The organism is Streptomyces sp. JH002 (genome assembly GCF_050916115.1).
GTDB classification, from domain to species: domain Bacteria; phylum Actinomycetota; class Actinomycetes; order Streptomycetales; family Streptomycetaceae; genus Streptomyces; species Streptomyces xiamenensis.
Window position 1 is genome coordinate 4,882,978 of record NZ_CP087989.1, and the last position, 25,552, is coordinate 4,908,529.

The 25,552-nt window shown below is 70.8% G+C and carries 25 protein-coding genes; 14 read left to right on the plus strand and 11 right to left on the minus strand.

The annotated features are described in order from the left end of the window. Nucleotides 1-7: 7 nt before the first annotated feature. The 6 genes from H7827_RS22405 to H7827_RS22430 form a co-directional block, all read right to left on the minus strand. Nucleotides 8-1,384, minus strand: a complete 1,377-nt coding sequence (locus H7827_RS22405) for a sensor histidine kinase (protein WP_432747115.1) — start codon at nucleotides 1,382-1,384, stop codon at nucleotides 8-10. A 74-nt stretch (nucleotides 1,385-1,458) separates the two neighbouring features. Next, nucleotides 1,459-2,301, minus strand: a complete 843-nt coding sequence (locus H7827_RS22410; protein WP_432747116.1) for an alpha/beta fold hydrolase — start codon at nucleotides 2,299-2,301, stop codon at nucleotides 1,459-1,461. Between the two features lie 174 nt (nucleotides 2,302-2,475). Beyond that, on the minus strand, nucleotides 2,476-3,747 hold the full coding sequence (locus H7827_RS22415; RefSeq protein ID WP_432747117.1) for a glutaminase: 1,272 nt from the start codon (nucleotides 3,745-3,747) through the stop codon (nucleotides 2,476-2,478). Between the two features lie 210 nt (nucleotides 3,748-3,957). After that, the gene (locus tag H7827_RS22420) at nucleotides 3,958-4,626 is read right to left on the minus strand and encodes an NADPH-dependent F420 reductase (protein ID WP_432747118.1); all 669 of its coding nucleotides are present in this window, start codon (nucleotides 4,624-4,626) and stop codon (nucleotides 3,958-3,960) included. Further along, a complete protein-coding gene (locus H7827_RS22425) occupies nucleotides 4,623-5,702 on the minus strand; it encodes an LLM class flavin-dependent oxidoreductase (protein WP_432747119.1) in 1,080 nt (359 codons plus the stop codon). The genes H7827_RS22420 and H7827_RS22425 overlap by 4 nt, the downstream gene beginning before the upstream one ends. A gap of 301 nt (nucleotides 5,703-6,003) precedes the next feature. Continuing rightward, nucleotides 6,004-6,471 (minus strand): MarR family winged helix-turn-helix transcriptional regulator, encoded by a 468-nt coding sequence (locus tag H7827_RS22430; protein ID WP_432747120.1) that lies wholly within the window; start codon nucleotides 6,469-6,471, stop codon nucleotides 6,004-6,006. 230 nt (nucleotides 6,472-6,701) lie between these two features. Between H7827_RS22430 and H7827_RS22435 the strand changes: the two genes are divergently transcribed. Further along, the gene (locus H7827_RS22435; RefSeq protein WP_432747121.1) at nucleotides 6,702-7,652 is read left to right on the plus strand and encodes an NmrA/HSCARG family protein; all 951 of its coding nucleotides are present in this window, start codon (nucleotides 6,702-6,704) and stop codon (nucleotides 7,650-7,652) included. A 31-nt stretch (nucleotides 7,653-7,683) separates the two neighbouring features. On the opposite strand, the gene H7827_RS22440 is transcribed toward H7827_RS22435, so the two are convergent. Further along, nucleotides 7,684-8,172 carry a carboxymuconolactone decarboxylase family protein gene (locus tag H7827_RS22440; protein WP_432747122.1) on the minus strand — a complete coding sequence of 163 codons (489 nt, stop codon included), beginning with the start codon at nucleotides 8,170-8,172 and terminating at the stop codon, nucleotides 7,684-7,686. Between the two features lie 122 nt (nucleotides 8,173-8,294). Here H7827_RS22440 and H7827_RS22445 point away from each other — a divergent pair, with 122 nt between their 5' ends. Both H7827_RS22445 and H7827_RS22450 read left to right on the plus strand, forming a co-directional pair. Continuing rightward, nucleotides 8,295-9,278, plus strand: a complete 984-nt coding sequence (locus tag H7827_RS22445; RefSeq protein ID WP_432747123.1) for a pirin family protein — start codon at nucleotides 8,295-8,297, stop codon at nucleotides 9,276-9,278. A gap of 22 nt (nucleotides 9,279-9,300) precedes the next feature. Continuing rightward, a complete protein-coding gene (locus H7827_RS22450; protein ID WP_432747124.1) occupies nucleotides 9,301-9,639 on the plus strand; it encodes a GNAT family N-acetyltransferase in 339 nt (112 codons plus the stop codon). Nucleotides 9,640-9,644: 5 nt separating this feature from the next. Here H7827_RS22450 and H7827_RS22455 read toward each other — a convergent pair whose 3' ends face one another. Both H7827_RS22455 and H7827_RS22460 read right to left on the minus strand, forming a co-directional pair. Continuing rightward, nucleotides 9,645-10,037, minus strand: a complete 393-nt coding sequence (locus H7827_RS22455; RefSeq protein WP_432747125.1) for an ester cyclase — start codon at nucleotides 10,035-10,037, stop codon at nucleotides 9,645-9,647. A 259-nt stretch (nucleotides 10,038-10,296) separates the two neighbouring features. Further along, a complete protein-coding gene (locus H7827_RS22460) occupies nucleotides 10,297-11,397 on the minus strand; it encodes an NmrA/HSCARG family protein (protein WP_432747126.1) in 1,101 nt (366 codons plus the stop codon). A 33-nt stretch (nucleotides 11,398-11,430) separates the two neighbouring features. On the opposite strand from H7827_RS22460, the gene H7827_RS22465 reads away from it, so the two are divergent. Further along, nucleotides 11,431-11,778: a MerR family transcriptional regulator gene (locus H7827_RS22465; RefSeq protein ID WP_432747127.1), complete on the plus strand. Its 348-nt coding sequence runs from the start codon at nucleotides 11,431-11,433 to the stop codon at nucleotides 11,776-11,778. Between the two features lie 7 nt (nucleotides 11,779-11,785). Here H7827_RS22465 and H7827_RS22470 read toward each other — a convergent pair whose 3' ends face one another. Continuing rightward, a complete protein-coding gene (locus H7827_RS22470) occupies nucleotides 11,786-12,445 on the minus strand; it encodes a TetR/AcrR family transcriptional regulator C-terminal domain-containing protein (protein ID WP_432747128.1) in 660 nt (219 codons plus the stop codon). Between the two features lie 65 nt (nucleotides 12,446-12,510). On the opposite strand from H7827_RS22470, the gene H7827_RS22475 reads away from it, so the two are divergent. From H7827_RS22475 to H7827_RS22520, 10 genes are all read left to right on the plus strand, one after another. Beyond that, nucleotides 12,511-13,986 (plus strand): FAD-dependent monooxygenase, encoded by a 1,476-nt coding sequence (locus H7827_RS22475; protein WP_432747129.1) that lies wholly within the window; start codon nucleotides 12,511-12,513, stop codon nucleotides 13,984-13,986. Between the two features lie 169 nt (nucleotides 13,987-14,155). After that, nucleotides 14,156-14,521: an MmpS family transport accessory protein gene (locus H7827_RS22480; protein WP_386538864.1), complete on the plus strand. Its 366-nt coding sequence runs from the start codon at nucleotides 14,156-14,158 to the stop codon at nucleotides 14,519-14,521. 481 nt (nucleotides 14,522-15,002) lie between these two features. Continuing rightward, complete coding sequence (locus tag H7827_RS22485) at nucleotides 15,003-16,055, plus strand: methyltransferase (RefSeq protein ID WP_386538862.1); 1,053 nt, start codon at nucleotides 15,003-15,005, stop codon at nucleotides 16,053-16,055. Between the two features lie 155 nt (nucleotides 16,056-16,210). Then, a complete protein-coding gene (locus tag H7827_RS22490) occupies nucleotides 16,211-19,270 on the plus strand; it encodes an AfsR/SARP family transcriptional regulator (RefSeq protein ID WP_432747130.1) in 3,060 nt (1,019 codons plus the stop codon). A gap of 111 nt (nucleotides 19,271-19,381) precedes the next feature. After that, the gene (locus tag H7827_RS22495) at nucleotides 19,382-19,564 is read left to right on the plus strand and encodes a hypothetical protein (RefSeq protein WP_432747131.1); all 183 of its coding nucleotides are present in this window, start codon (nucleotides 19,382-19,384) and stop codon (nucleotides 19,562-19,564) included. After that, nucleotides 19,561-20,199 (plus strand): DsbA family oxidoreductase, encoded by a 639-nt coding sequence (locus H7827_RS22500; protein ID WP_432747132.1) that lies wholly within the window; start codon nucleotides 19,561-19,563, stop codon nucleotides 20,197-20,199. Before H7827_RS22495 ends, H7827_RS22500 begins: the two co-directional genes overlap by 4 nt. Before the next feature lie 122 nt (nucleotides 20,200-20,321). Then, complete coding sequence (locus H7827_RS22505) at nucleotides 20,322-20,600, plus strand: dsRBD fold-containing protein (protein WP_030726522.1); 279 nt, start codon at nucleotides 20,322-20,324, stop codon at nucleotides 20,598-20,600. Nucleotides 20,601-20,786: 186 nt separating this feature from the next. After that, nucleotides 20,787-22,433: an alkaline phosphatase D family protein gene (locus tag H7827_RS22510; protein WP_432747133.1), complete on the plus strand. Its 1,647-nt coding sequence runs from the start codon at nucleotides 20,787-20,789 to the stop codon at nucleotides 22,431-22,433. Between the two features lie 79 nt (nucleotides 22,434-22,512). After that, complete coding sequence (locus H7827_RS22515) at nucleotides 22,513-23,850, plus strand: multidrug effflux MFS transporter (RefSeq protein ID WP_386538852.1); 1,338 nt, start codon at nucleotides 22,513-22,515, stop codon at nucleotides 23,848-23,850. A gap of 286 nt (nucleotides 23,851-24,136) precedes the next feature. Next, nucleotides 24,137-24,883 (plus strand): SAM-dependent methyltransferase, encoded by a 747-nt coding sequence (locus tag H7827_RS22520; RefSeq protein WP_432747134.1) that lies wholly within the window; start codon nucleotides 24,137-24,139, stop codon nucleotides 24,881-24,883. A gap of 162 nt (nucleotides 24,884-25,045) precedes the next feature. Here the strand turns inward: H7827_RS22520 and H7827_RS22525 are convergent, their stop codons facing one another. Next, a complete protein-coding gene (locus tag H7827_RS22525; protein WP_432747135.1) occupies nucleotides 25,046-25,486 on the minus strand; it encodes a VOC family protein in 441 nt (146 codons plus the stop codon). Between the last annotated feature and the right edge of the window lie 66 nt (nucleotides 25,487-25,552).

Sequence of the window (25,552 nt, forward strand, 5' to 3'; positions counted from 1 at the left end):
GAGATGCTCACCGCGGTTTCCTGTCTTCCCAGTTCAGGGGTATCGACGCGGACAGCTCCCAGCCGCCCTCCGGCAGCGGGCCGCTGCTGAGTTCACCGCCGAGTTCGCCGACCCGCTCCCGCAGACCGATCATGCCGAACCCACTGGTTGGGAACCGAGACCGTCCGTGGTGTCGGCCGGTCCCGTTGTCCCGGACGTGGATGACCAGCCGGCCCGCCGCGGCCCGCATCCTTACCTGTACGGCGGAAGCGGTACGAGCGTGCTTGCGCACGTTGGTCAGACCCTCTTGAACCAGGCGCTTCGCGGTCTTGGCGAGCTGCGGCGGCCAGTCGTCGGCCTTCACCCCCTCATCGACCTCCAGCGAGACATGCTGCCCCGCTGAGCCGGCACGCCTGACGAGCTCCTTGATGCCCGTCATCGCGGGTGTCACCGGGGCCTCCACCGTCGCGGTTTCAGCGGTGCGCAGGAGTCTGACCATGCGTTGCATCGCGACCAAACCGTCTTGGCCGGTCTGCTCGATGGTGCCGAACAGCCGCCGTGCCGTCGCGGGGTCCTTCTCCATGATGTGCTCGCCGGCCTGGGCCTGAACAACGATGGCGGTGACGTAATGCGCCACGTGATCGTGCAGATCGCGGGCGAGGTCCAGCCGCTCGGCCCGCCGGATGTCGCGGGCGGCAGCCCGGCGCCTGCCGTCCTCGCCGCGCTGGTAGCCGCCCAGCAGCACGAAGGCCATGGGGAGGAGAACGAACAGGCCGTCGATGGTCCTCAGCACCGGCAGATCCGATACCACCGGAGCACGCTCCTGTGTCCGCGTCACCGCGACGAACAGGGGAACCGAGCACACCATCACCAGTGAAGGCCGTGCATGGCGACAGGTCAGAGACAGCAGGGCCAGCAGGCCGCACAGCTCGGTCCAGCCGGGGGTGCGCTGCAACACCTCACCCTGCACCCATGACGTGGTGATCAACGAGCAGGCCGCCACGCCGAGGCTGAGCCCGCACGCGACGGCCTGCCGGCCCGTGCGGTACATCCATGGCTGCGCCGCCGCGGCACCCAGGGCCAGGATTCCGCTCGCCAGGACCGCCAGTCCTACCTGAGTCCTGCTCACGACAGACGCGTCGAGCAGGAAGGACAGTACGCACAGGCCAGTCAGGACGCTGGGCACGACGGCGGGACGGTGGGGTACACGGAGCATGGGCAGAACCTCGGGCAGCCCTTCAGCGGCGAGGAAAGTATCGTACGTGCGGGCGCTCCCGAGGCGGCGGGTGCCGCCGGACGGCGTTGGCGACACGTGGGTTACCTGACGGTCGAAGGTCAGGCGTCCGTCGCGCCGATGGGCCCTGAGGGGCGGATGCGGCGCCTCGGCATCGGTTCGGCGTCGCATACGCCCCTCTTCGACGGCGATGACGCGGTCCCGCGTCAGGAGAAGCCGTCAGGGCGACCGCGCGTCATCCACCGTCACTTCGCGAGGAAGACGCGAAGGGCGGTATTGACCTCGTCGGCGTGGGTCCAGAGCAGGCCGTGCGGCGCGCCGTCGACCTCGACGTAGTCGGCCTCGGGGAACGCCTTGTGGAAACGGCGCCCGGTGGCGTCGATCGGGAGGATGTTGTCCTTCGTACCGTGCAGGATCAGTGCGGGCTTCCCGCTCGCGCGGACCGCCTCGACGTCGGTGCGGAAGTCCTCGATCCAGGCCGGCACCACGGCGTACGCGGCCACGGGAGCGCTGCCGATCGCGACGTTCCAGCTTCCGGCCACGACCTCCTCGCTGATGCGCGTACCGAGGTTCTCGTCGAGGTTGTAGAAGTCCGAGTAGAACTGCTTGAACCAGGCGTACCGATCCGCCTTCGCGGTCGCGGCGATGGTGTCGAAGACCTCCTGCGGCACTCCGTCGGGATTGTCGTCGCGGGCGACCAGGAACGGTTCGAGCGAGGCGAGGAAGGCGAGCTTCGCGACCCGCTCATGACCGTGGCGGCTCACGTAGCGGGCGAGTTCGCCGGTGCCCATGGAGAAACCGACGAGGACGACGTCGCGCAGGTCCAGGGTCTCAAGGACCGTGTTCAGGTCAGCGGCGAAGGTGTCGTAGTCGTAGCCGGAGTTCACCTTCGACGACTGGCCGAAGCCCCGGCGGTCATAGGTGATGACCCGGTAGCCCTGGGCCAGCAGCTCGCGCGTCTGGCGTTCCCAGCTGTGCCCGTTCAGGGGGTAGCCGTGGATCAGGAGCACCGGCTGCCCGGAACCCTGATCCTCGTAGTAGAGCTCGACCGGCGTGCTGTTCTCCGTGCCGACGGTGATGTAGCCCATGATTTCTTCCCCTTCCGGCCGGCGAATCGTAGGCCGGCCGACATCATGCGTGTGATGACGGTGTGGTGACGGAGGGTGGAGCGGGGATGTCGCGGCTCCGTACGCGCCCGCGGTGGGGCGCGGATCTCACTGTGTGCGTTCAACCGCTGTGACCTCCTCCCGCGGTCGCCGTGGTCAGGTCAGCGCGTTCCACGTGTCGACGACCGTGACGCGGCCACCATCGCCGGGATCGGGATCGGGAATGACCGATTCTGGGTCAACTAGGTAGACTTCGTGACCATCCAGCGTCAGTCGGCGTGCGACCTCCAGCACCATGCGCCGTGCCACGTCGTCGATCGAATGGACCCGTGTCAGGTCCAGAGCCACCCTGACGTCCGAAGACGGAATTCCCTCGGCCTCCCGCACAATTCTCTCGGCCCCGGCAAAGCCGATACCGCCTTGCAGCCGCAGGACCCGGAGCGCGCCCGGTCCGCTGCCGACGACGTGGTTGGAGCGCACCACGGCACGCGCGGCGGCGGGGACCTCCATCACATGCAGACCCATGTCCGAGGAGAATCGCTCGAACAGTGACACCCCGCGAACGCTGTTCCCGTGCCTGTCCAGTCGTGGTGAGAAGGTGGCGATGCCGATCTGCCCGGGGAGCGCGCCGATCAGGCCCCCGGCCACCCCGCTCTTCGCCGGAATACCGACCTGCGTCGCCCAGTCGCCGGCGGCGTCGTACATTCCACAGCTGAACATGACGCTCAGCACCTGACGCACCACCGTTTCCGGAACCACCTGAGCGCCCGAGAGAGGGTTCCTGCCGCGGTTGGCCAACGTCGCGGCCATCACGGCCAGATCCCTCGTGGTGACGAGCACGGAACACTGGCGGACATAGCCCTCCACGATGGGCCGGGGATCCCCGGTGAGAATGCCGTGACCGCGCAGCATGTGCGCGATGGCGAGATTGCGGTGCGCGGTCTCCATCTCCGACGCACTGACCGCCTCATCCATCCGCAGCCGGCGCCCGGCGAAGGCCGAGAGGCCGTGGAGTACGCGGTCCACACGCTCCGCCGGATTCAGGTCCTCCGCTCCGGTCAGTGAGTGCACGGTGATCGCGCCGGCGTTGATCATGGGATTGAGCGGGCGCCCGGTGTCGCTTTCGAGGGAGATCTCGTTGAACGCCTCTCCGGACGGCTCGACACCGACCTTGGCGAGTACGGAGTCGAATCCGCGATCGGACAGGGCCAGCGCATAGGCGAACGGTTTGGAGATCGATTGGATGGTGAACTCGGTGTCGGAGTCGCCGACACCGTAGATTTCTCCGCCGATCGTGGCGAAGGCCGCTCCGAGGCGGTCGGGATCCGCTGCCGCCAGCTCAGGAATATATCCCGCCGGCTCTCCGGACGCGTCCGGCTCCACGTCTCCCAGCACCTCGGCCAGATAGTCGGGAATGATGGGCCGCATTCGTCCTCCATGCACAATTCACATTGTCACGCTGTGGGAACCGGATCGTGTGCGCCCTGGTACCGGGCTCCATCTGACAGCGCCGCACGGCGCCAAATTATCGACGCGGCCGAGGAGATGACCTCGCGGCTCGCCGAGCGTGGCGCGCGTGACCGCTCCTGGAAGCCGACGAGATCGAGCTGGAGCGTCACGGACGCACCGGTGTCGCTGTTACGAGGGTTCCATGAGTTTCTCCGGAGCGGCGGTGTCGGTGAGCACGCGAAGCCGGCCGGCGTCGACATTGGCTCCGAAGGCGGGGTTTCCCGGTTCGAGCCGGATGCCCGCCGCGAGGTCGCCGATGGGGACGGGGTCGAATCCGAGCGTGTCGATCAGCATGGACACCACGGTGAGATCCTCGGGCGAGTCCCCGGCGAGCGCGATGGCCTTGCGTCCGGGGGCGCCGGCGGGACGAGCCTCGTCCTCGAGGTCGTGGTAGCCCATGTGGTTGAACGCCTTCACGACATGGGCCCCCGTCAGGAACCGCCGGACGACCTCGCTGGAAGAGGTGCCGGGCGGGAGGATCGCGTCACGGGGACCATCGACCTCCCACCAGTGGTTCATCGCGTCGATGACCAGCTTGCCCTCCAACTCCGCGCGCGGGAGGTCGCGGTGTTTGCCGAGGGGGAGAGCCAGGATCACCGCGTCCGCCGCCTCCGCGGCCCGGGCCGGCCACACGGCGGTCGCCCCGGGGGTGAGGACCTTGACGGTGAGCGCGATCCTGGAGGGGTCGCCGGACCCCGAGATCAGGACGCGACAGCCGGCGGCGACGGCCAGGCGCGCCAGGACGGTGCCGACTTTCCCGGCTCCCAGGATCCCGACCGTGGTGACGGGGTTGGTCATCGTGTCGCTCCCGTCGCGGCCGCAGGCCGCTCGGCCAGCAGTTCGCGGACCCGTGGGATGACCTGGGTGCCGTACAGCTCGACCGAGCGCAGACGCGCGGAGGCGGAAACGGTGCCGGCGGAGGAGTAGATCAAGTCGAACCGGCCCGCGTTCAGGACCCGCACGGCACGGGCGATCTTGGTGGCGACCGTCTCCACCGAGCCGACGTACAGGGATCCGCGTTCCACCTCGGCGTTGAACTCCTCCCGGCGGAGCGGCGGCCAGCCGCGCTCCCGCCCGATCCGGTCGCGGATCTCCTTGTACCCGGGGTAGAAGAGCTCCTTGGCCTCCTGGTCGGTGGAGGCGACGAAGCCGGGCGAATGCATCCCGACCGGCTGTGCGGTCGTGCCGAACTCCTCGCTGGCACGCTGGTACAGATCCACGTAGGGAGCGAACCGGTCCGGGGCGCCGCCGATGATGGCCAGCATGAGCCGGAAGCCGTACTGAGCGGTGCGGAGCACGGACTGCGGTGTCCCGCCGACCCCGACCCAGGTGGGCAGACGCCCCGTATCGGTCTTCGGGAACACGTCCGCGTGGTGCAGAGCGGCGCGCGTGGTGCCTTCCCAGGTGACCGGCTTCTCGTCGAGGAGCCGGTGGAAAAGGTCGATCTTCTCCTCGAACAGCACGTCGTAGTCCTTGAGGTCGTACCCGAACAGGGGGAACGACTCGGTGAAGGAACCGCGTCCGAGGATCACCTCGGCGCGACCTTCGGAGAGCGCGTCGACCGTGGCGAACCGCTGGAAGACCCGCACCGGATCGTCCGAGGACAGCACGGTCACGCCCGAGGCGAGCCGGATGCGTCGCGTGCTCGTCGCGATGCCGGCCAGCACCGTCTCGGGGCTGGAGATCGCGTACTCGGGCCGGTGGTGCTCGCCCAGCGCGACCACGTCGATACCGACCTGGTCGGCGAGGACCGCTTCGGCCACCGCCGCGCGGATCGCTTGCGCATGCGAGAGGATCGCGCCCCGGTCGTCACGGGGCCGGTCTCCGAAGCTGTCGATACCGAACTCGATGTGCGGAGCATCCGTCGTGTTCACTGTTCAACGCTTTCGTTGTGTCGGGGTGTGGTGTGCGGCGTCCGTGACGACCCACACCACCTCCACCGATCTAGTTGACACATAAACCATGGCACCCCTTTGGTTTATGTGTCAACTACGTCGGGGTGCGGTAAGTACGCCCGTACGGCGGTGAACCGGTGTCCGGGGCCTGACCGCGGCCCGGGCCCGCGATGTCATCCGGACCTGCCACGGGCGGCGGATTCCCGTACCCGGGACGTTCTCGCCCGGACGGCGCGGGACGGACGCCCGGTGATGGGGGAGGCCGTATCCCCTCGCCGGGTCAGTCCGGCTGCTTCTCCATGTGGTCCAGGACGCGCCGGGAGATCCGGGTGAGTGCGTTGACCTCGCTGGGTGTCAGGGCGTCCATGAGCAGGCGGCGGACGTGTTCGACGTGCTGAGGTGCGGCCGCTTCGATCGCCTCGTGGCCGGCCGGGGTGACGGTGACGAAGGCTCCGCGACCGTCGTCGGGGCATTCCTCCTTGGCCACGAGCCCGCGTTTCACCATCCGCGTGACCTGGTGGGACGCCCGGCTCTTCTCCCACTCCACGCGTTTGACCAACTCCGAGAAGCGCATCCGTCCGTCGCCTCTTTCGGTGAGGCTGACGAGCACGATGTAGTCGGAGCCCGACATGCCGGAGTCGGCCTGGATGTGCCGGGACAGCCGTCCGATGAGCTTCTCCTGCATGCGGATGAAGCTGTCCCAGGCGGCCTGCTGCTCCGGGTCGAGCCAGCGTGGCGGTGCATCCATGGGGGCAGTCTAGCGAAGTCGTTGACAGCTCATCTAACAGCGAGGGCGGCGGCTCGGGTCCTGGGCGCCTCCCTCCTGTGAGCCGAACCGGGCGTCCTGTCCGTCGCGTTGCGCCCCTCGGGTGACCCTGCGCGGCGCGCGCCATGAATCCTGTGCCACAAGTTGATTAATCAACCAGAATGCGGTTCAGTTGATCCGTCAACGAAATCTCCTCGGGTAGGGGTAAGAGCATGAGTGCGAAGAAGGTTGTTGCCGTCGCCGGAGCCACGGGTGCCCAGGGTGGCGGTGCCGCGCGGGCGATCCTCGCCGATCCGGACTCGGGGTTCACCGTGCGTGCGTTGACCCGGAACCCCGACTCACCGGCGGCCAAGGAGCTCGCGCAACTCGGTGCCGAGGTCGTGCGGGCGGACTTCTCCGACGAGCCGACCGTGCGCGCGGCGCTCGAGGGTGCCTACGGCGCCTTCCTCGTCACCAACTTCTGGGCGCACGGTTCGGCGGCCAAGGAGAGGGGGGAGATCGAGGTTCTGGTGCGGGCCGCGAAGGGCGCCGGGCTGCGGCACGTGGTGTGGTCGACGCTGGAGGACACCCGTGAACTGCTGCCGCTGCGCGACGAGCGGATGCCCGTCCTGCAGGAGCACTACAACGTCCCGCACTTCGACGTCAAGGGCGAGGGGAACGAGCTGTTCCGGCAGGCCGGGGTGCCGACCACCTTCCTGAACACCACCTTCTACTTCCAGGGCTTCCTGTCGTCGATGGGACCCAAGCGTGCCGAGGACGGCGTACTGACGCTGACCCTCCCGTTCGAGGACGGCAAGCTGCTGGCCGGCGTGGACGTGAACGACATCGGCCGCACGGCGCTGGCCCTCCTCAAGGGCGGCGAGCGGTTCATCGGCCGGACCGTCGGTCTCGCAGGCGACCACCTCACCGGCGCCCAGTACGCGGAGAAGCTGGGCGCCGCGATCGGTGAGCCGGTGCGCTTCCAGTCGGTGCCCTACGACGTCTTCCGCACCCTCGACATCCCGGCGGGCGAGGAGATCGCCAACATGTTCCAGTACTACGGCGACTTCGACCAGGAGTTCACCGGCGCCCGCGACCTGAACCTGCTGCGGGGGATCAACCCGGCGCTCAAGAGCTTCGACGACTGGCTGGCCGAGAACGCCGCGAACATCCAGGTGGACTGACCCGCCGCTGCCGCTGCCGTCGGCAGGCCCGCTACGCGCCGGGGCGCGGTGACACCGGGTGCTTGCTCATGATCGACACGCGATTGAAGGCGTTGATGGTGATCGCCACCCAGATCGCGGCCGAGATCTGGTCTTCGGAGAGGACCTGCCGGGCGGCCTCGTAGGCGGAAGCCTGGGCCGTGGCGTCGGCCGGCTCGGTCGTACTCTCGGCCAGCGCCAGGGCGGCGCGCTCCACAGGGGTGAACAGGGCGGTGTCCCGCCATGCGCTCAGGGTTCCGAGTCTCTGCGGTGACTCACCGGCGCGCAGCGCCGCTCTGGTGTGGATGTCCAGGCAGTAGGCGCAGCCGTTGAGTTGCGACACGCGGATGTTGATCAGTTCGGCGGTGGTGCGGTCGAGTCCTGCCTCTGCGGCGGTGGTGCGGACCGCCTCGGCGGTCTGCACCAGGGCCTGGAAGGCCTTGGGGCTCTGTTTGTCGATGAAGACCCTGCGGGGTGGGGAGCTGTGGGTGTGGTCGCTCACGTCGGGGGCTCCTTCGGGTCGCGCCGGGAGTGGCCTGTGTCCGGGCGGGTGCTGTGGCCAGTGGCCTGCCTCCATGGCACTATAGTTGATATAGCAACCAGATTGGGCAGGGGGTGCTCTCGGTGAGCAACACGGAAGCCGATGCCGCGGCGCTGCTGGGCGGTGCGCCCGTCGAAGATGACCGGTCGGCCGGAGCTTCCCGGGTCGATGTCCTGTCGGCGCGCGAGGTGCCCCTCGGCGGTCCGCGTGCGATGCGCGTGCGGCGGACACTGCCGCAGCGAAAGCGCACACTCATCGGTGCCTGGTGCTTCGCCGATCACTTCGGCCCTCAGGGGGTCGCCGCATCGGGTGGAATGAACATGCCCCAGCATCCGCACACCGGACTGCAGACGGTGAGCTGGCTGTTCAGCGGCGAGATCGAACATCGCGACACCCTCGGCACCCATGCCCTGATCCGGCCCGGCCAGATGAACCTCATGACCGGCGGTCACGGCATCGCCCACTCGGAGGTCTCCACCCCGAACGCCACCGTTGTCCACGGCGTCCAGTTGTGGGTCGCGCTGCCGGGGGAACACCGCGACGCCGACCGGGACTTCCAGCACTACGTGCCCGAACTCGCGCGGGTCGACGGGGCCGGGATCAGGGTGTTCCTGGGCTCGCTCGCCAAAAGCACCTCCCCGGTCCGGACCTTCACACCGCTGCTCGGCGCCGAGATCGTCATCGCACCGCACGCGACGCTCACGCTGGCCGTTGACGCGGCTTTCGAGCACGGCCTGCTCGTGGACAGCGGGGACATCCGCCTGCTCGACACGGTGCTGCGGCCCGCCGAACTCGGATACGTCGCTCGCGGCGCGGACACCCTGACGCTGGTGAACGAGACCGACGCACCGGCACGGACGATCCTCCTCGGAGGACCTCCCTTCGGGGAGGAGATCGTCATGTGGTGGAACTTCATCGGCCGCAGCCACCAGGACATCGTGAAAGCCCGCGAGGACTGGGAGGCATCCTCCGACCGCTTCGGCGAGGAGCTTCCCGGCGGCCGCCTCCCCGCACCGGCCCTGCCGAACGCCGTCATCACACCGCGCCGGAACCCGCCGACCCGCTGACCTCCCCGACGAAAGGCACACCATGAGCGAGTCCTCCACCGCCAAGGTCGTCGAGCGTGTGGACGCCGACAGCCGGTACGAGATCCTGGTCGATGGCCGGCGCGCCGGTCTGACCGCCTACTGTGACCAGGGCACGCGGCGTGTCTTCTTCCACACGGAGATCGACGAGGCATTCGCCGGCCAAGGGCTGGGTCTGCAACTGGTGCGGCAGGCACTCACCGACGTGCGCGCATCCGGGATGCGGATCGTCCCGGTCTGCCCCTACGTCGCCAAGTTCCTCAAGCGGCACGACGAGTTCGCGGACATCACCGACCCGGTCACACCTGAGGTTCTGCGATGGCTGAAGGCGCAGCTCGGCTGAACCGGTCAGCCCGCGAGCTGCTTCTTCAGGGCCTCGACGTCGTGGACGTTGGACATCTGCACGAACTTCCCGTCGCGGATCCGGTACAGAGCGAACTCGTCGATCTCGATCGGCGCGCCCGTGGGAGCCACCCCGAGCCATTCCTTGGTGGGGGTGCCGTGGTTGACGGAGTGGCAGCCCAGGGTTTCACCGTGGATCGCCACCTCCTTGATCTCCCAGCGCATGTCGGGAACCGCGTCCGTGATGCTCTTGAGCGCCGCGACGACATCCGCGCGCGTGGCCGGCTCGCCGTGCGAGAGGATCGACTCGTTGACGAACTCGTCGATGCGGTCGAACTCATGTGCGTTGAGCGCCTCGCAGTAGCGATCGTAGAACTCGCGCAGGTCGACGTCGGACATGACTGCCTTTCTCGCCCGGGGTCCGGACTGTGCTCGTGTGCTCACGGTTCACCCGCGACATCGATACTGCGGGGGATCGGCGACACTCTCCATGACGCACAGTCCGACTTTCCTTACGCATCGTCCAGGAGGTGTCGTCGGCGCTCGGATTCCGGGATCACGCGTGCCCTTGGCGGCAGTCTCACCGGTCTCCGTCACGATCCGTACGGCCGCGCCGAGGCCGTCGCGGCCAACCGGGCCGACGGCCACCATCAGCCCACTACGGCCGGGGGGCGATGCCCGTGTCCGAGGCGCGAAGCGCCTGAGCGAGGAGGCCGGCACCGGGGCCCGCCAGCCAGCGGTCGAAGCGCAACAGGAAGGGAAACTCCGTGCGCAACGCGTCGAGGTTCGCGTTTCCCGCCAGCCGGCCGTCGTCCACCAGGGCTTTCAACGCGCGCAGGACGTCGTCCTGTGCCGACAGCGTCGTCGGCAGGCGGCTGTAGTGGATCGTCCGACCAGCGGCCCGGGCGAGATGCCCGGCCAGGGCATGGCCGGTGAGAGCGTCACCGGCGATTTCCATGGTGCGGCCGGCGTAGCGATCGGGTGAGCCGAAGACCGCGGCGACGATGCGGCCGATGTCGCGTACCGCGATGAACTGCATGGCCTGGTCCGGGCGCATGAGGAAGGACAGCTGTCCCCGGTCAAGGCCCATGCCGGGGGTCACGAGGAGCTCCATGAACGTGGCCGGCCGAATGATGGTGGCGGCGATGTCCAGGTTCCGGACGTGGCCCTCGACGCGGCTCTTGGTGTCGAGATGGGCGACGCCTGTTGTCGAACCAGCGGTGACCGCCGAACTGTAGACGAGGTGGGTGATGCCGCGGTGCTCGGCGATCCCGGCCACGGCCGCGCCGAAACGCACCTCGTCCTCGTTGGTCACGTTGGCGCCCGCCTGGCCGGAGTTCGGCTGGACACTGAACACGCCATGGGCGCCGGAGAAGGCCGCGTGGAGCGACTCCGCGTCACCGAGGTCACCGCGTACGGTCTCCACGCCGGTGGCGGACAGCGACCGGGCCCGGTCGCTGAACGTGTCCCGCACGACCGCGCGCACCCGCCAGCCGTCGGCCCGCAGTGCCGCGGCGACCGATCCACCCTGCTGCCCCGTGGCGCCCAGGACGACCACGGTCTTGTCGATGCCGGTCATACCGACCACGCCGCGCTTTCGGCGTTCACGACGGTGTTCCTGATGGACATGGCTGATCCTTCCTGAGGCTTGCGAAGCCGGTTCGGAGACGTGCTGGTCACAGGCGTGCTGCGGAACGCGGACGGGATGGTTCGTACCGGTGTCGGCTACGCTAAAACCTGACGCTGACGTCAGGTGCAAGCGGGACGTGAAGTCGACTCAAGAGGTCAGGAAATGCGGATCGGCGAGGTCGCTGAGAAAGCGGGTGTCAGCGTCCGGGCGCTGCGCTACTACGAGCAGCAGGACTTGCTCCGGTCCACCCGGAATCCGGGGGGCCACAGGCGGTATCCGGGCGATGCCGTCGAACGGGTCAGGCTGATCCGACGGCTCTACTCCATGGGCTTGCCCAGCAGAACCATCCGCGAGGTGCTGCCGTTCGCCGACTCCGGGGTGGTGTCAGCGGAACTGCTGGAACTGCTCGCGGCGGAACGTGACCGTCTCGACCGACAGCTGACGGATCTGCGGGACATGCGCGGGCGGCTGCACGCCTGCATCGTCGAGGCGCGCCGTCACGACGGATAGGGGAAGGTCATCCTGAGGCCGTGGGCGCCGTTCCGCGGTGCTGTGCGGGCAGGTGGGCGAGGATCGCCTCCAGCCCGAAGGTGAAGCGGTCCTCGAAGGAACCCTGTCGCATGTGCGCCACGACCCGGTGCAGTGCTGGGTGCGTGCCGGCGTCCACGGCCCCGGCCAGCCGGTCGTCGAACCGGTCGGGCGCGGCCTGTTCCTCCTGGACCAGTCCCAGGAGGAAGTAGATGACCGTCCACGCCGTCCAGGCCGCCTGCTCCTCGTTCGCTCCCGCTTCCAGCAGGGCGCCGATCAGGCGGTCCGCGAAGCGCAGCGTGTGCGGCTCGGCCGGGTAGGTCCCCGTCGCCAGGGCGGCGCCGTCGCGGTGTGCGAGCAGCGCTCGCCGGTACCGGCGAGCCAGTTCCCGCGCCCGCGCCCGTGGCTCGGGGGGCAGATCCGCGTAGCCGATCTCGCCCACGACCGCGTCGGCCATGAGCTCCAGCATGCGCGCCTTGGTCTTCACATGCCACAAGACGGTGTTCATGCGCACGCCCAGGCGGTCGGCCACCGCCCGGGTCGACAAACCATCCAGTCCCCGGCTTTCCAGCACGTGCAGCGCGGCGTCGATCACGGCCGTACGCGTGAGGTGGCCCGAGGTGTCTTGTCCGCCTTGCTTATTGGTCACTGACCTAGTTTACTTCGGAATCAGCATTGGTCACTGACCAAGACAATGAGTGGAGGAGAAGCACCATGAACCATCAGGTCGCTGTCGCCGGAGGCGGCCCCGTGGGCCTGTGGCTGGCCGCCGAACTGCGCCGCTGCGGAATCTCCGTCGTGGTCATCGAGGCGCGCACCGAGCGCGACACCCGCTCCCGCGCCCTGACCGTGCACCCCCGCACCATCGAGACGTTCGCCTCCCGCGGCGTGCACCACCCCTTCGTCAGCGAGGGAATACCGCTGCCCGGCGGCCACTTCGGCGTACTGGATTCCCGGCTGGACTTCCGCCGCCTGTCCAGCCCCTTCCCCTGCACGCTCGCCCTGCCGCAGGAGCGCACCGAGGCCCTGCTGGAGCGGCAGGCTCTCGAACTGGGGGCGACCGTCCTGCGCGGTCACGAGGTCACCGGCCTGAGCGAGGGGCCCGACCGGGTCCGCGTGGAGGTGCGAACCCCCGACGGCCCATCCCCTATCGAGGCCGCCTACCTGGTGGGCTGCGACGGCTCGCGCAGCACGGTGCGCGAGGCGGCCGGCATCGACTTCCCCGGCACTCCGTCCACCGTGCTCGGCTGGCTCGGCGATGTCGTTCTCGATGAGCCCCCGGCCCCGGGCCACAGCTACTTCGGCCCGAACGGCGCCCTGATGGCCGCCCCGATGCCCGGCGGACTCCACCGCCTCGTCGGCATCGCCCCCCGCGACATCACCACCATCTGGCCCGGCGACCTCACCCTGGAGGAACTGCGCGAGAACGTGATCACCATGGCCGGGACCGACTTCGGCATGCGCGATCCCGTCTGGCTCTCCCGCTTCGGCAACGCCACCCGGCTGGCCGCCCAGTACCGGCACGGGCGCGTCTTCCTCGCCGGGGACGCCGCACACCAGCACTTCCCCGCCGGCGGGGTCGGCATGAACGTCGGCATCCAGGACGCCGCCAACCTGGCCTGGAAGCTCGCCGCCACCCTCAACGGCTGGGCCCCCGACACCCTCCTGAACACCTACCACGCCGAACGCCACCCGGTGGGTGCCGACCTCACCGACACCAGCCGCGCCCAGGTCGCCCTCATGACCGCCTTCACCCCGGAAGGACTCGCCCTGCGCGGCCTGCTCAGCCAACTGATCACCGCCCTGCCCGAGCTCAACGACCGACTCGCCGCACAGGTCAGCTCTCTCGCCGTCACCTACCCGCCGACCGGGACGAACGCCCACCCGCTGACCGGTACCCGGGCCGGTGACCTCGCCCTCGGCGACAACGGCCTGTTCTCCTCGCTGCGCGCCGACAGCTACCTGCTGCTCGATTTCACCGGCGGCCCGGACCGACCCCTGCACCGCCTCGCCCGGCCCGGCCTGCGCGTGCACACCGGCACCCCCCACCTGCTCCCGGCCGAGTGGTCCGGCGTACGCGCCGCCCTTATCCGCCCCGACGGCCACGTCGCCTGGGCAAGCGGCGACAGCCGCGACACCGCGCTCGTCGACGACCTCACCTCGGTCCTCGCCGCCACCCACCGGGAGTGACCCGGCCCACGGGCTGAAGCCCGGGCGGCCCTTCGGGACGGGAGGGCTTCGTACTTTCGGCCGACCTCCGGGCCTCACATTCCACCTTTTGACCGAACCGGCCGGCCCGTCGCGCGTGAACGATGGGTCAGGCAGGACAAGCCGACCACCTACCCGCAGGAATTCCGTGATGCCTTCCCTGACCCGTCCCGTCGCCACGTTGCTGCTGACCGTCTCAGCCTCGGCCCTGTCGTTGACCGCCGTCACTGGCTGCGGTGTGTTCACCGGCAGTTGGGATGTCACGCTCGAAGTGACGGGTGAGGGAAGCGGTGACGTCAGCTATGCCTTCTCCGGCGACAGCGACGGCACGTCGGAGAGCGGTGTCATGCTGCCCTGGAGCAGGAGCCAGAACGTCGGGTACGGCTTCAACGACGTCGCCGTCACCGACGCGGCACCGGGCACCGTCTGCCGTATCTACGTCGACGGGAAGCTGAAGGACGAGCAGCGGGAGCCGGATGCCGAGGGCACGGTGGGCTGCTTCGTGAATCTGCAGTGAGCGTGTCCCTCCGGGGGCGGCGCAGGCGGCACGGCACGCTCCCCGAGCCCCTGGGTGCCCGCGGCTGCGGCTTCGCCTCGGGGTGGATGGGGAGAACGCGCCCGTCTCGTTCGCGGAGTGGTACCGAGCGCCGCGTTGCCGCGAACCGCCGGCGGCGGGCGGCTCCGGCCCGGAGCGCCTGACGCGGGAGCGCCCGACGCGGGAACGCCGGCGCCGCACTCGCCCGGTCCGTCGTTCCTCCTCCCCGGCCGGCGCTGTTCCGGGCGGCTCCTCCCCGCCCCTTCCGCGGTTTCGTCGCGGCGTCAACGCTTTGTCGACAGGCGGGCTTTACACATGCTCCATCCCGAGGAACGGAGCGGCCGTTCCGGTGGGGTCCGGGTGGCTACGGGGAGACATCCGGGCCCCACCGGGCGGAGTCGTCCGTGGCCGCGTGCGGTTGTCGGGGTGTCCTTCGCCAGTGAATCCCCCGACAAGGATGTTCATGCCCCTGACCGGCACCGCACCAGAACTCTCGCCAGCGGAAGTGGAGGCGGCACAGCACGCCCAGGCCCTGTACCAGATGACGACGGCGCACTGGATCACCCAGGTGGTCCGGGCCGCCGCCGTCCTGCGGGTGGCCGACCACATCGCGGACGGGGCCCGTACGGCCGAGGAGATCGCCGAGCGCGAGTCGAGCCATCCCGGCGCCACCCACCGGCTGTTGCGCGCCTGTGCCTCGATCGGGCTGCTCGCGCACGAGGGCGGCGGCCGGTTCGACCTCACGCCCGTCGGGGCGCTGCTGCGCGACGGGGTGCCCGGGTCGCTGCGGGACGCGGCGCTGCTGTCGGGGGCGCCGGCGCACTGGCAGGTGTGGCAGCCGTTCCCCGAGGCGGTGCGCGAAGGGCGTCCGCAGTGGGAACGGGCTCTGGGTTCCGACCTGTTCACGTATCTGGCGCAGCACCCCGAGGACGCCGAGCTGTTCTCGCGGGCCATGAACAACGCCACCGAGCAGGTCGTGCAGGACACGGTCGCGCTGCTCGATCTGGACGGGGCGGCGCGGATCGCGGACATCGGCGGTGCGGACGGGGCGCTGGTCCTGGGGCTGATGGCGGAGCACGCGCACCTGGAGGGCGTGGTGTTCGATCTGCCGCACGCGCTGCCGGCCGCCGAGGCGGCGGCCAAGGCGGCCGGGGTGGCGGAGCGTTTCGAGGCAGTCGCGGGGGACTTCTTCGAGAGCGTGCCGCAGGCCGACTACTACCTGCTCAAGTGGGTGCTGCACGACTGGTCGGACGAGCAGTGCGTGCGGATTCTGCGCAACTGCCGCGAGGCGGCCCGGCCGGGCGGCCGGATCCTGGTGATCGAGGCGCTGCTGGGGGAGACGGGTTCGCCCGATCCGGTCGCGCTGCTGGACATGAACATGCTGTCGGTGTCGGCGGGTCAGGAGCGTTCGCTGGAGGCGTACGACGCGCTGTTCGCCGAGGCGGGGTGGAAGCGGACGGGGCTGCGTCCCACCCGTTCGATGTTCGCGCTCATCGAGCTGGAGCGTCTGGACTGACCTTCCGGTGCTCCGGGGCCGGGCCGCACCACGGGGGCGGCCCGGCCCGTACCACCGGCCACCGTTCATACAGTTGCACGGTAAACCGTCGCCTCGATCTTCATCACGTCATACATTCGTCCAATCGGCTGGAACCTGCGCCAAGGACGAGATCTATGACAACGGGGCTCCGCTTCTCCCTCCTCGGACCGGTACGCGCCTGGCACGACGGCGCCGAAATCCCGCTCGGATCGCCACAACAGCGCTCCACCCTGAGCGTGTTGCTGCTGCACGCCGGCGGCACCGTACCGGCCGGACAGTTCGCCAGCGCGCTGTGGGACGGCGCCCCGCCCAGGGGAGCACGCGGCACGGTGCGCACGTACATCCACCGGCTGCGCCGCGCCCTGGAACCACAAGGCGCGCACATCGAGTCCGGCACCCACGGGTACGCGCTCATGGTCGAGCCGACCGCCATCGACGCGCACCGCTTCCGGCACCTGGTCGGCTCCGCGCGCTCGGCGCACGGCGCCGGCGACCACCGCGGCACCGCGCGCCTCAGCCGCCAGGCGCTGGACCTGTGGCGCGGCGAACCCCTGGTCGAGATCCACGGCGAGGCTGCCGAGCGCGAACGCGTCGGGCTGCGGCAGACCCGCACCAGCGCGCTCGATCTGTACGGTTCCGCCGCGCTCACGCTGGGGCGGGACGACGAGGTCATCCAGCTGATGTCCGTGGCCGTCGTCGAGGACCCGCTGCACGAGCGGTTCCACGAACTGCTGATGCTGGCCCTGTACCGGGCGGGCCGGCAGGCCGAGGCGATCTCGGCGTACGGACGGGTACGCACCGTCGTCCGCCACGAGTTGGGCGTCGACCCCGCCGCCTCGCTCACCACCCTGTACGAGCGCATCCTGCGCGGCGACCCGGCGCTGGACCCGCCGCACGGGGGCGGGGACCACGCGCTCGCGGGTGTCCGGCCGGGCGCGGACAGCGGCACGGGTGGGGCGGCGGGCGGCGAGCCCGTGCCGCCGCAGCCCTGCGGACCGGCACAACTGCCCCTCCCCGCACCGTTATTCATCGGGCGCGGCCCGGATCTGGCGGCAGCGCTGCGGGACATCGGACGCGGCACCCGGGTGATCGTGGTGAGCGGCATGGCGGGCGTCGGCAAGACCGAGTTCGCCACCCTCCTCGCGCACCGGCTGCGCCGCGAACACCACGACGGGCAGCTCTACCTGAACCTGCACGGCTTCGACGCGGACCGGCCGATGATGCCCACCGCGCACGCCGTGGACCGGCTGATCGAGGCCCTGGACGTACCCCGGCAGCGGATACCGCGCGACGCGGAGGCCCGTACCGCCTTCCTGCGCCGCCAGTTGGCGGGCCGCCGCCTGCTGCTGTTCCTGGACAACGCGCGCGACGCCGCCCATGTGCTGCCGCTGATCCCCGAGTCGGCGCCGGGCCCGCTGGTGCTGGTGACCAGCCGCTCCCCGCTGGCCGGACTGATCACGGCCCGCGGCGCCCGGGTGAGCGAACTGCGGCCCTTCGCACGGCAGGAGGCACTGGAGCTGATGCGCGGCAAGCTCGGGCCCGAGCGGATGCGCGGACAGGAACGGGCGGCCCAGGACATCGTGGACTGCTGCGGCGGGCTGCCGCTGGCCCTCGCCGTGGTGTGCGCCAAGGCGATCGCCAATCCCTCGTTCTCGCTCGCCGCCATCGCCGGGGAACTGCGCGACGCGCGCGCCCGCATCTCCTTCCTCACCGGCCAGGACAGTTCGCCCGGGGTCCGCTCGGTGCTGTCCTCCTCCTACCGGGCGCTGAGCCCGGCGGCGGCCGGCCTGTTCCGGCTGCTGCCGCTGCACCCGGGCCGCTCCGCCGCGGCCCCGTTCATCGCCGACCTGCTGGCCCAGCCGCTGGGCCGCGTCCAGGAGTTGCTGGACGAACTCACCGCCATGCGGCTGCTGGAGGAGCGCAGTCCCGGCCGGTACGGCTGGCACGACCTGGTGCGCGCGTACGCGGTGGAGGTGCTCGCGGACACCACCACGCCCGAGGAGCGCGACGCCGGGCTGCGGCGCGTGCTGAGCCACTATCTGCACACCGCCCACGAAGCGGCCCGGATCCTGTCCCGGCACCACGACATGCCGCCGATCCGCCCGCTGGGGCGCTGCTCGCTGAGCACGTACGCCGAGGCGCGGTCCTGGTTCGAGACCGAGCACGGCGCGATCCTGCATCTGATCGACACCGCGTACCGCGCCGGCCACGACCGTACGGTGTGGCAACTGGCGTGGATGGTGCGGCACTACCTCGACGTCAACGGGCACTGGGACGAACTGCGCACCACCAGCACCCTGGCGCTGCGTGCTGCGGGCCGGGAGGGCAGCCGGCTCGGCATGGCCATGGGGCACCGCGGGCTGAGCCGCGCCGAGTACAACGCGGGCCAGTGGGGCGAGGCGGAGCGGCATCTGCACCGGGCGCTGGAGCTGATCGAGGGGGAGGGCGACCGACTGGTAGCCGCGTACACCCACCGGCAGCTGGCCGGGGTGCACGCCTCGGCGGGGGCGTTCGAGAAGATGCTGGCCGAGGCGCGCACCTCACTGAAGATCTTCGGCGAGCTGGGGTGGACGGTCGGGGAGGGCGCGGCGCTGAGCGTGATCGCCAAGGCGCAGGGCCGGATGCGGCGTTACGGGGAGGCGCTGGTCTCGGCGGAGCGGGCGCTGAGCATGCTGGAGGAGGCCGGCGAGCTGAGCGACATGGCGCGCACGATGGACCTGATCGGGTACGCGCACCACCATCTGGGCCGGCACCGGGAGGCGATCGGATACTGGCGGCGGGCCGCCGAACTGCACGCGTCGCTGGGCGCGGTGGACAAGCGGAACTCGCACGCCATGACCGCCCTGATCCACTCGCTGCTGTATCTGGCGGCGGACGAGCAGCGGGCGGGGGAGACGGGGACGGCGCGGGTCACGGCGGTGCGGGCCGGGCAGCGGCTGGCGGACTATCTGGAGCTGCACCGGGCGGGCTGCCCCGCGGCGGACGTGCCGGCCGGTCTGGGGGCGCTGATCGACGAGCTGCGGGGGTTTGTCGGTGAGTTGTCCGAGGTGCCGGAGCTGACGGAGGCGCTGCTGCGGCGGCTGTTCGCGCTCGCGGCGCGGGCGCAGGGTCTGGGCGGGGTGATCGAGCGGCTCGTGGACCGGGAGACGAGCGCGCCGCACGGCCTGCGGGCTCACCCGCGGGTGGGTGACTGACCTGGAGGTACGTTCTTACGGTTGCCGGGGCGGTTGCGTACGGTGGGGTACCGCACCAGAAGTAACCATGGCGGTCCCGCCCGGTCCCGCCCCGACGCCCCCGGAGTGACCATGTCTCCCCTACCGCCCGCCTCCCCGGCCGCGGAGCCGCCGGCCCCGTCGCGGACCGGCACCGACGACGGGCCCCGGCCGCCCGCGCTGATCGTCATCGGCCAGGAGGACGGCCCGGACGCCGGCCAGGCCCCCGGCGAAGGCTCCGGCCCGCTGTGCGTGGACGGGGTGTGCGCGCTGTGAGGATCGATGTCTGGTCGGACGTCGTGTGCCCCTGGTGCTACATCGGCAAGCGGCGGCTGGAGAGCGCGCTGGCGCGGTTCGAGCACGCGGACGAGGTGGAGCTGCGCTGGCACAGCTTCCAGCTCGACCCCTCGCACCCGGCGGGGCTGCGCGAGCCCACGACCGCGATGCTGGAGCGGAAGATGGGCGCCGGCCCCGAGCAGATCCGCGAGATGCAGCAGCGGGTGACGGACCTCGCCGCAGCCGAGGGCCTCACGTACGACCTGGAGCGCGCGATCTCCGTCAACACCCTGGACGCGCACCGGCTGCTGCACCTCGCCGACCGGCAGGGCCTGGGCGACGCGGCGCACGAGCGGCTGCTCGCCGCCCACCTGTGCGAGGGCGCGACGGTGGACGACCTGGACACGCTGGTACGGCTCGGGGTCGAGCTGGGCCTGGACGAGGCGGAGACCCGGGCGGCGCTGGCCGGCGACGCGTACGCGGACGAGGTCGCGGCCGACATCGCCGAGGCGCGGCGGATCGGGGTGAGCGGGGTGCCGTTCTTCGTCCTGGAGGGGAAGTACGGCGTTTCGGGCGCCCAGCCCGTCGACACTTTCCTGCACGCGCTGCGTACCGCCTCTTCGAACCCCGCCTGAGCTGCGGAAACGTCCCCGGTTTTCTCGGGCTGCGAGGTTGGGCCATCGGAGGGAGCATGGGGGGAGAAGGAGTGGAGTGGTGCTCCCGACTCCTGTCCCAGTGTTCCCTTGGAGGTGCAGTCATGTCGTCGTCGCACCAGACATGGAAGACCAAGATCGACATCGAGGATGAGGGCCGGTCCTGCCGGGCCGAGGCCCGCTTGCAGGGCAAGACCTCGCGTGGCCTGGTGGGGGAGGGATCGGCGCAGGCCAAGCCGGGGGACGAGTACGACGCGGCGATCGGTCACGAGCTGGCGGCGGCGCGGGCACTGTCCGACCTGTCGTACCAGCTGCTGTACCAGGGCGCCCGGGACATCGAGGCGCACACCCACCAGGAAGTGACGGAGCTGCGCGAGCGCTGACGGTGCGCCGGGCGCGGTGGCGCGCGGGGCATACCGCGCGCGCCGCGCCGCCGCACGCATGATGTGCGGCATGAGCGACCTGTGTGACTCGGTGTGTCCGATCGCGGCCGAAGCGTCATCGGAACGCCATGTCGTTGACGCATACCTGCCAGCCGCAGGATGAGTGCTCCCGGTGCACTCATTCCCATGACGCAGATCTCCGAAGAATTCTCCGCACACCTGCGTGCCGCCGTCCGGTCCCTGGGACGGCGGAGATTCGTCACCGTGACCGGCGCCGCCGCCGCGCTCGCGTTCTCCGTGGGCCTGCCGGGGGCCGGCACCGCGCACGCCGCCGCCCCCGCCGACCCGGCGGGCCTGGACGGCGACCCCTTCACCCTCGGCGTCGCCTCCGGCGATCCACAGCCCGACTCCGTCGTGCTGTGGACCCGGCTGGCCACCGACCCGCACGCCCCCGACTCCGGCCTGCCGGCCGAACCCCTGGCCGTCCGCTGGGAGATCGCCCGCGACCGCGCGTTCGAGCGTCCGGTGGGCGGCGGCACGGTCCTGGCGCACCCCGAGTTCCACCACTCCGTCCACGTGGAGCCCGGCCGGCTGGCCCCCGGCACCGACTACTACTACCGCTTCCGGGCCGGGCCGTGGACCTCCACCACCGGGCGCACACGCACCGCCCCCGCCCGCCACGCGCGGGTCGGCGCCGGGCTGCGGTTCGCGCTCGTCTCCTGCCAGCGGTACGACCAGGGGTACTACACCGCGTACCGGCACCTGGCGGCCGAGGAGAACATCGACGCCGTCATCCACCTCGGCGACTACCTGTACGAGTACGCGATCAACGCCGCCGCCGGCGCCCGCGCGTACACCGGGGAGCAGCGGCTGCCCGCGCACTACAACCGCGAGACCGTCACCCTGGACGACTACCGGCTGCGCTACTCGCTCTACCACGCCGACCCCGACCTCCAGGCCGCGCACGCCGCGCACCCGTGGATCGTGACGTGGGACGACCACGAGGTGGACAACAACTACGCCTCCGCCGTCTCCCAGGACGACGACGCCGAGGCGGAGTTCCTGGTGCGCCGGGCGGCGGCGTACCGCGCGTACTACGAGAACATGCCGCTGCGCCGACCTCAGCTCCCCGACGGCCCCGACCTGCGGCTCTACCGCCGGCTGCACTACGGCCGGCTGGCCCAGCTCGATGTGCTGGACACCCGGCAGTACCGGGCGGACCAGGCGAACGGCGACGGCTGGAAGCTGCCCACGGACGCCTCGCGGGCGCCGGACCGGCAGCTGCTGGGGGCGGCGCAGGAGCGCTGGCTCGCGGACGGCTGGCGCACCTCGCGCGCGGTGTGGAACCTCGTCCCGCAGCAGATCGTCGTCTCGCGACGCCGCAACCAGCTGGCCGAGCCGTGGCCGCTGGCGATGGACGCCTGGGACGGCTATCCGTGGGCGCGGGAGCGGCTGTTGCGCACGGTCCGCGAGAGCGGGGTGCGCAACCTGGTGGTGTTCACCGGGGACGTGCACGTCCATCACGGATTCGACATCAAGGAGGACTTCGACGATCCGGCGTCCCGGACGCTCGGTGTGGAACTGGTCACCACCTCGATCTCCAGCGGCGGGAACGGGAACCGGCGGCCGGCCAACTGGGAGGCGATGATGACGGTCAATCCGCATCTGCGCTTCTACGACGGCCGGCGCGGTTATGTGCTGGTCAGCCTGGACGAGCGGCAGGTGCGGGCCGATTACCGGGTGGTCTCGGGGGTCACGGTTCCGGGCGGCGAGGTGAGCACGGCGGGCTCGTTCGTGTCCCGTGCGGGGGACCCCGGGCTCTTCCCAGCGTGATCTTACGAACGAAAACCATATAGACCGGTGGCCGGATCATGGGACGATTGTGCGGTCTCAGCGAGTACCGGAGAGGTGCATGAATCAGCCCGGCAGCCAGCCGAACACGGCCGCCCCCGCTTCCGTCCCCGTCCCCACCGCCACCCCCCTTCAGACCCAGAGCCCCGACGTCCGGCCCGCTCCCTCCGCTGCACCAGAACTCAGCAAGCGGCAGCGGGCCGGACTGCTGATCACGCTCATCCTCGGCAGCCTCTCCGCGCTGCCCGCGCTCTCCATCGACATGTACCTCCCGGCGCTCCCCGACGTCACCGAGGACCTGAACACCGGCGCCGCCACCGTCCAGCTCACCCTCACCGCCTGCCTCCTGGGCCTCGGCCTGGGCCAGCTGATCGTCGGCCCCATGAGCGACCAGCTGGGCCGCCGCCGCCCGCTGCTCGTCGGCATGGTCTGCTACGTCGCCGCCTCGCTGGCCTGCGCGGTCGCCCCCACGGTGGAGATCCTCACCGCCTGCCGGGCGGTCCAGGGCGTGGCCGGCGCGGCCGGCATCGTCATCGCCCGCGCCGTCGTCCGCGACATGTTCGACGGCCTCGCCATGGCCCGGTTCTTCTCCACCCTCATGCTCATCTCCGGCGCCGCCCCCATCCTGGCCCCCGTCTTCGGCGGCCAGCTGCTGCGGCTGACCGACTGGCGCGGCGTCTTCCTCACCCTGGCCGCCTCCGGCCTCGTCCTCACCCTGATCGTCGCCCGCTGGCTGCCCGAGACGCTGCCACCCGGCAAGCGCGACGGCGGCGGCGTGGGCGCCGCGCTGCGGGCCATGGGCGGACTGTTCAAGGACCGGGTCTTCACCGGCTATCTGCTGGTCGGCTCCCTCACCTTCGCGGCCCTGTTCGCGTACGTGGCGGCCTCGCCGTTCGTCGTCCAGGAGATCTACGGCGCCTCGCCGCAGACCTTCAGCCTGCTGTTCATGGTCAACTCCATCGCGCTGGTGGCGGTCAGCCAGATCAACGGCAAGATCCTGGTGGGCCGGGTGTCCTTCAACCGCATCATCGGCATCGGCCTCACCCTGCTGATCCTGGTCTCCGTCGCGCTGCTGGCGCTGACCGGCGGCGTCTTCGGGGAAGCCGGCCTGGTCGCGGTCTCCATCGGCCTGTTCTGCCTGATGGGCCTGATGGCCCTGGTCCTGCCGAACGCCAACTCCGAGGGCCTGATGCGCGCTCCGCACGCCGCCGGCTCCGCCTCGGCCCTGCTCGGCGCCTCGCAGTTCTTCATCGGCGCCATCGCCTCCCCGCTGGTGGGCGTCGCCGGTGAGGACACGGCCGTCCCCATGGCGGTCGTCCAGCTCACCTCGGTGGTGCTGGCCGCGCTGTGCTTCGTCTTCCTGTGCCTGCCCAAGCGCAGGACTGCCGTTCCCCGGTGAGAAACCCGGGCGGTGGCCGTCGTCGACCACCGCCCGCGCTGGGCCGCCGGGTACGCGGTGCTCGCGGCCCGGCGACACACCCGCCCTGCCCCGGGCGGCGGAGGCGGGCGAGCGGCGCGGAGAAATCGGTAGAGGCGCCGGCCCGGAAGGTCTACCGTGGCCGGGTCCAGGATCCACGCGTTCGCGATGAGGTGTATTTCGATGACGGTCCGAGCAGTGGCGGCCGACTGTGGCCGGCCGTCCTTCCCCGGGACCATGACCTCATCGAACCCAAGGGACACCTCTCGTGGATCTTCCCCGCATCTTCACCCTTCGCGAAAGTAGCCACCGGCTCCACAACCCGTTCACCCCCGGCAAGCTCGCCGTCCTCGGCGAGGCACTGCGCCTGGCCCCCGGCACCCGCGTGCTCGACCTCGCCAGCGGATCGGGCGAAATGCTGTGCACCTGGGCCCGGGACCACGGCGTGACCGGCACCGGCGTGGACATCAGCACGGTGTTCACCGGCCAGGCCCGCGCCCGCGCCGCCGAGCTCGGGGTGGCCGACCGGGTCACCTTCGTCCACGGCGACGCCGCCGGCCATGTCTCGGACGAGCCGGTCGATCTCGCCGCGTGCGTCGGGGCCACCTGGATCGGGAACGGCGTGGCCGGCACCGTCGAACTGCTGGCCCGCAGCCTGCGGCCCGGCGGACTGATGCTCATCGGCGAGCCGTACTGGCGCCGGGACGTGCCGGACCGGGAGACGGCCGAAGCCTGCCTCGCGGGCGGCCCGGACGACTTCCTGGCCCTGCCGGACCTGATCGGGCACTTCGGCACGCTCGGCTACGACGTCGTCGAGATGGTGCTGGCCGACCAGGACAGCTGGGACCGCTACCAGGCGGCGCAGTGGCTCAACCTCCGCCGCTGGCTCGACGCGCACCCCGACGACGAGCTGGCCGCCGAAGTACGGGCCGAGCTCACCACCGAACCCGTCCGCTACACGCGGTACCAGCGGGAGTACCTCGGCTGGGGAGTCTTCGCCCTGATGGCCCGTTGAGGGCCTGCTGATGGTGTGGTCCGCGCGGGCCGGGGCGGTTGCCGCCCCCGGCCCGCGCGGGCGTCCCTCCGGGCGTCGCGGCGCCCCGGTCCCACCGGGCACCCGCTCCGTCCGTGCGGCCGTAACCCGGTCGCCCGGACGGACGGATGGAGCAGCCCCGGCTCAGCCTTCCGCGTCACCGGCGCCGCCCGCCTCACCCCGGTCCCGCTCCCGGGGCCCGTCCAGCTGGATCAGATCCCAGCGGTTCCCGTACAGGTCACGGAAGACGGCGACCGTGCCGTACGGCTCGTGGCGCGGCGGCTCCTCGAAGACCACCCCGGCCGCCCGCATCCGCGCGTGGTCGCGGGCGAAGTCGTCGGTGTTGAGGAACCAGCCGACCCGCCCGCCCGTCTGGTCCCCCACCCGGGCCTGCTGCCCGGCGCCCACGGCCCGGGCCAGCAGGAGCCCCGACTCCCGCGCCCCCGGCGGGGCCACCACCACCCACCGCTTGCCGCCGCCCAGGGCGGTGTCCTCCACCAGCGCGAAGCCGAGCGCGTCCCGGTAGAACGCGATGGCCTCGTCGTAGTCGTGCACCAGCAGCGCCGTAAGTCCCAGATGTGCCATCCGGTGATGATGCCCGCCGCCGGGACGCCCCGGCCATCCACCCCGGCGGACGCCTACGATGGGCCG

Bases quoted from the DNA above. Each gene is read 5' to 3' on its own strand.
- H7827_RS22410 (WP_432747116.1), bottom strand. From the start codon at position 2,301: ATGGGCTACATCACCGTCGGCACGGAGAACAGCACGCCGGTCGAGCTC.
- H7827_RS22420 (WP_432747118.1), bottom strand. From the start codon at position 4,626: ATGACCAACCCCGTCACCACGGTCGGGATCCTGGGAGCCGGGAAAGTC.
- H7827_RS22475 (WP_432747129.1), top strand. From the start codon at position 12,511: ATGAACCATCAGGTCGCTGTCGCCGGAGGCGGCCCCGTGGGCCTGTGG.
- H7827_RS22455 (WP_432747125.1), bottom strand. From the start codon at position 10,037: ATGTCCGACGTCGACCTGCGCGAGTTCTACGATCGCTACTGCGAGGCG.
- H7827_RS22430 (WP_432747120.1), bottom strand. From the start codon at position 6,471: ATGGATGCACCGCCACGCTGGCTCGACCCGGAGCAGCAGGCCGCCTGG.
- H7827_RS22465 (WP_432747127.1), top strand. From the start codon at position 11,431: ATGCGGATCGGCGAGGTCGCTGAGAAAGCGGGTGTCAGCGTCCGGGCG.
- H7827_RS22485 (WP_386538862.1), top strand. From the start codon at position 15,003: ATGCCCCTGACCGGCACCGCACCAGAACTCTCGCCAGCGGAAGTGGAG.
- H7827_RS22495 (WP_432747131.1), top strand. From the start codon at position 19,382: ATGTCTCCCCTACCGCCCGCCTCCCCGGCCGCGGAGCCGCCGGCCCCG.
- H7827_RS22505 (WP_030726522.1), top strand. From the start codon at position 20,322: ATGTCGTCGTCGCACCAGACATGGAAGACCAAGATCGACATCGAGGAT.
- H7827_RS22450 (WP_432747124.1), top strand. From the start codon at position 9,301: ATGAGCGAGTCCTCCACCGCCAAGGTCGTCGAGCGTGTGGACGCCGAC.
- H7827_RS22435 (WP_432747121.1), top strand. From the start codon at position 6,702: ATGAGTGCGAAGAAGGTTGTTGCCGTCGCCGGAGCCACGGGTGCCCAG.
- H7827_RS22510 (WP_432747133.1), top strand. From the start codon at position 20,787: ATGACGCAGATCTCCGAAGAATTCTCCGCACACCTGCGTGCCGCCGTC.
- H7827_RS22525 (WP_432747135.1), bottom strand. From the start codon at position 25,486: ATGGCACATCTGGGACTTACGGCGCTGCTGGTGCACGACTACGACGAG.
- H7827_RS22490 (WP_432747130.1), top strand. From the start codon at position 16,211: ATGACAACGGGGCTCCGCTTCTCCCTCCTCGGACCGGTACGCGCCTGG.
- H7827_RS22415 (WP_432747117.1), bottom strand. From the start codon at position 3,747: ATGCGGCCCATCATTCCCGACTATCTGGCCGAGGTGCTGGGAGACGTG.
- H7827_RS22405 (WP_432747115.1), bottom strand. From the start codon at position 1,384: ATGCGACGCCGAACCGATGCCGAGGCGCCGCATCCGCCCCTCAGGGCC.
- H7827_RS22515 (WP_386538852.1), top strand. From the start codon at position 22,513: ATGAATCAGCCCGGCAGCCAGCCGAACACGGCCGCCCCCGCTTCCGTC.
- H7827_RS22480 (WP_386538864.1), top strand. From the start codon at position 14,156: ATGCCTTCCCTGACCCGTCCCGTCGCCACGTTGCTGCTGACCGTCTCA.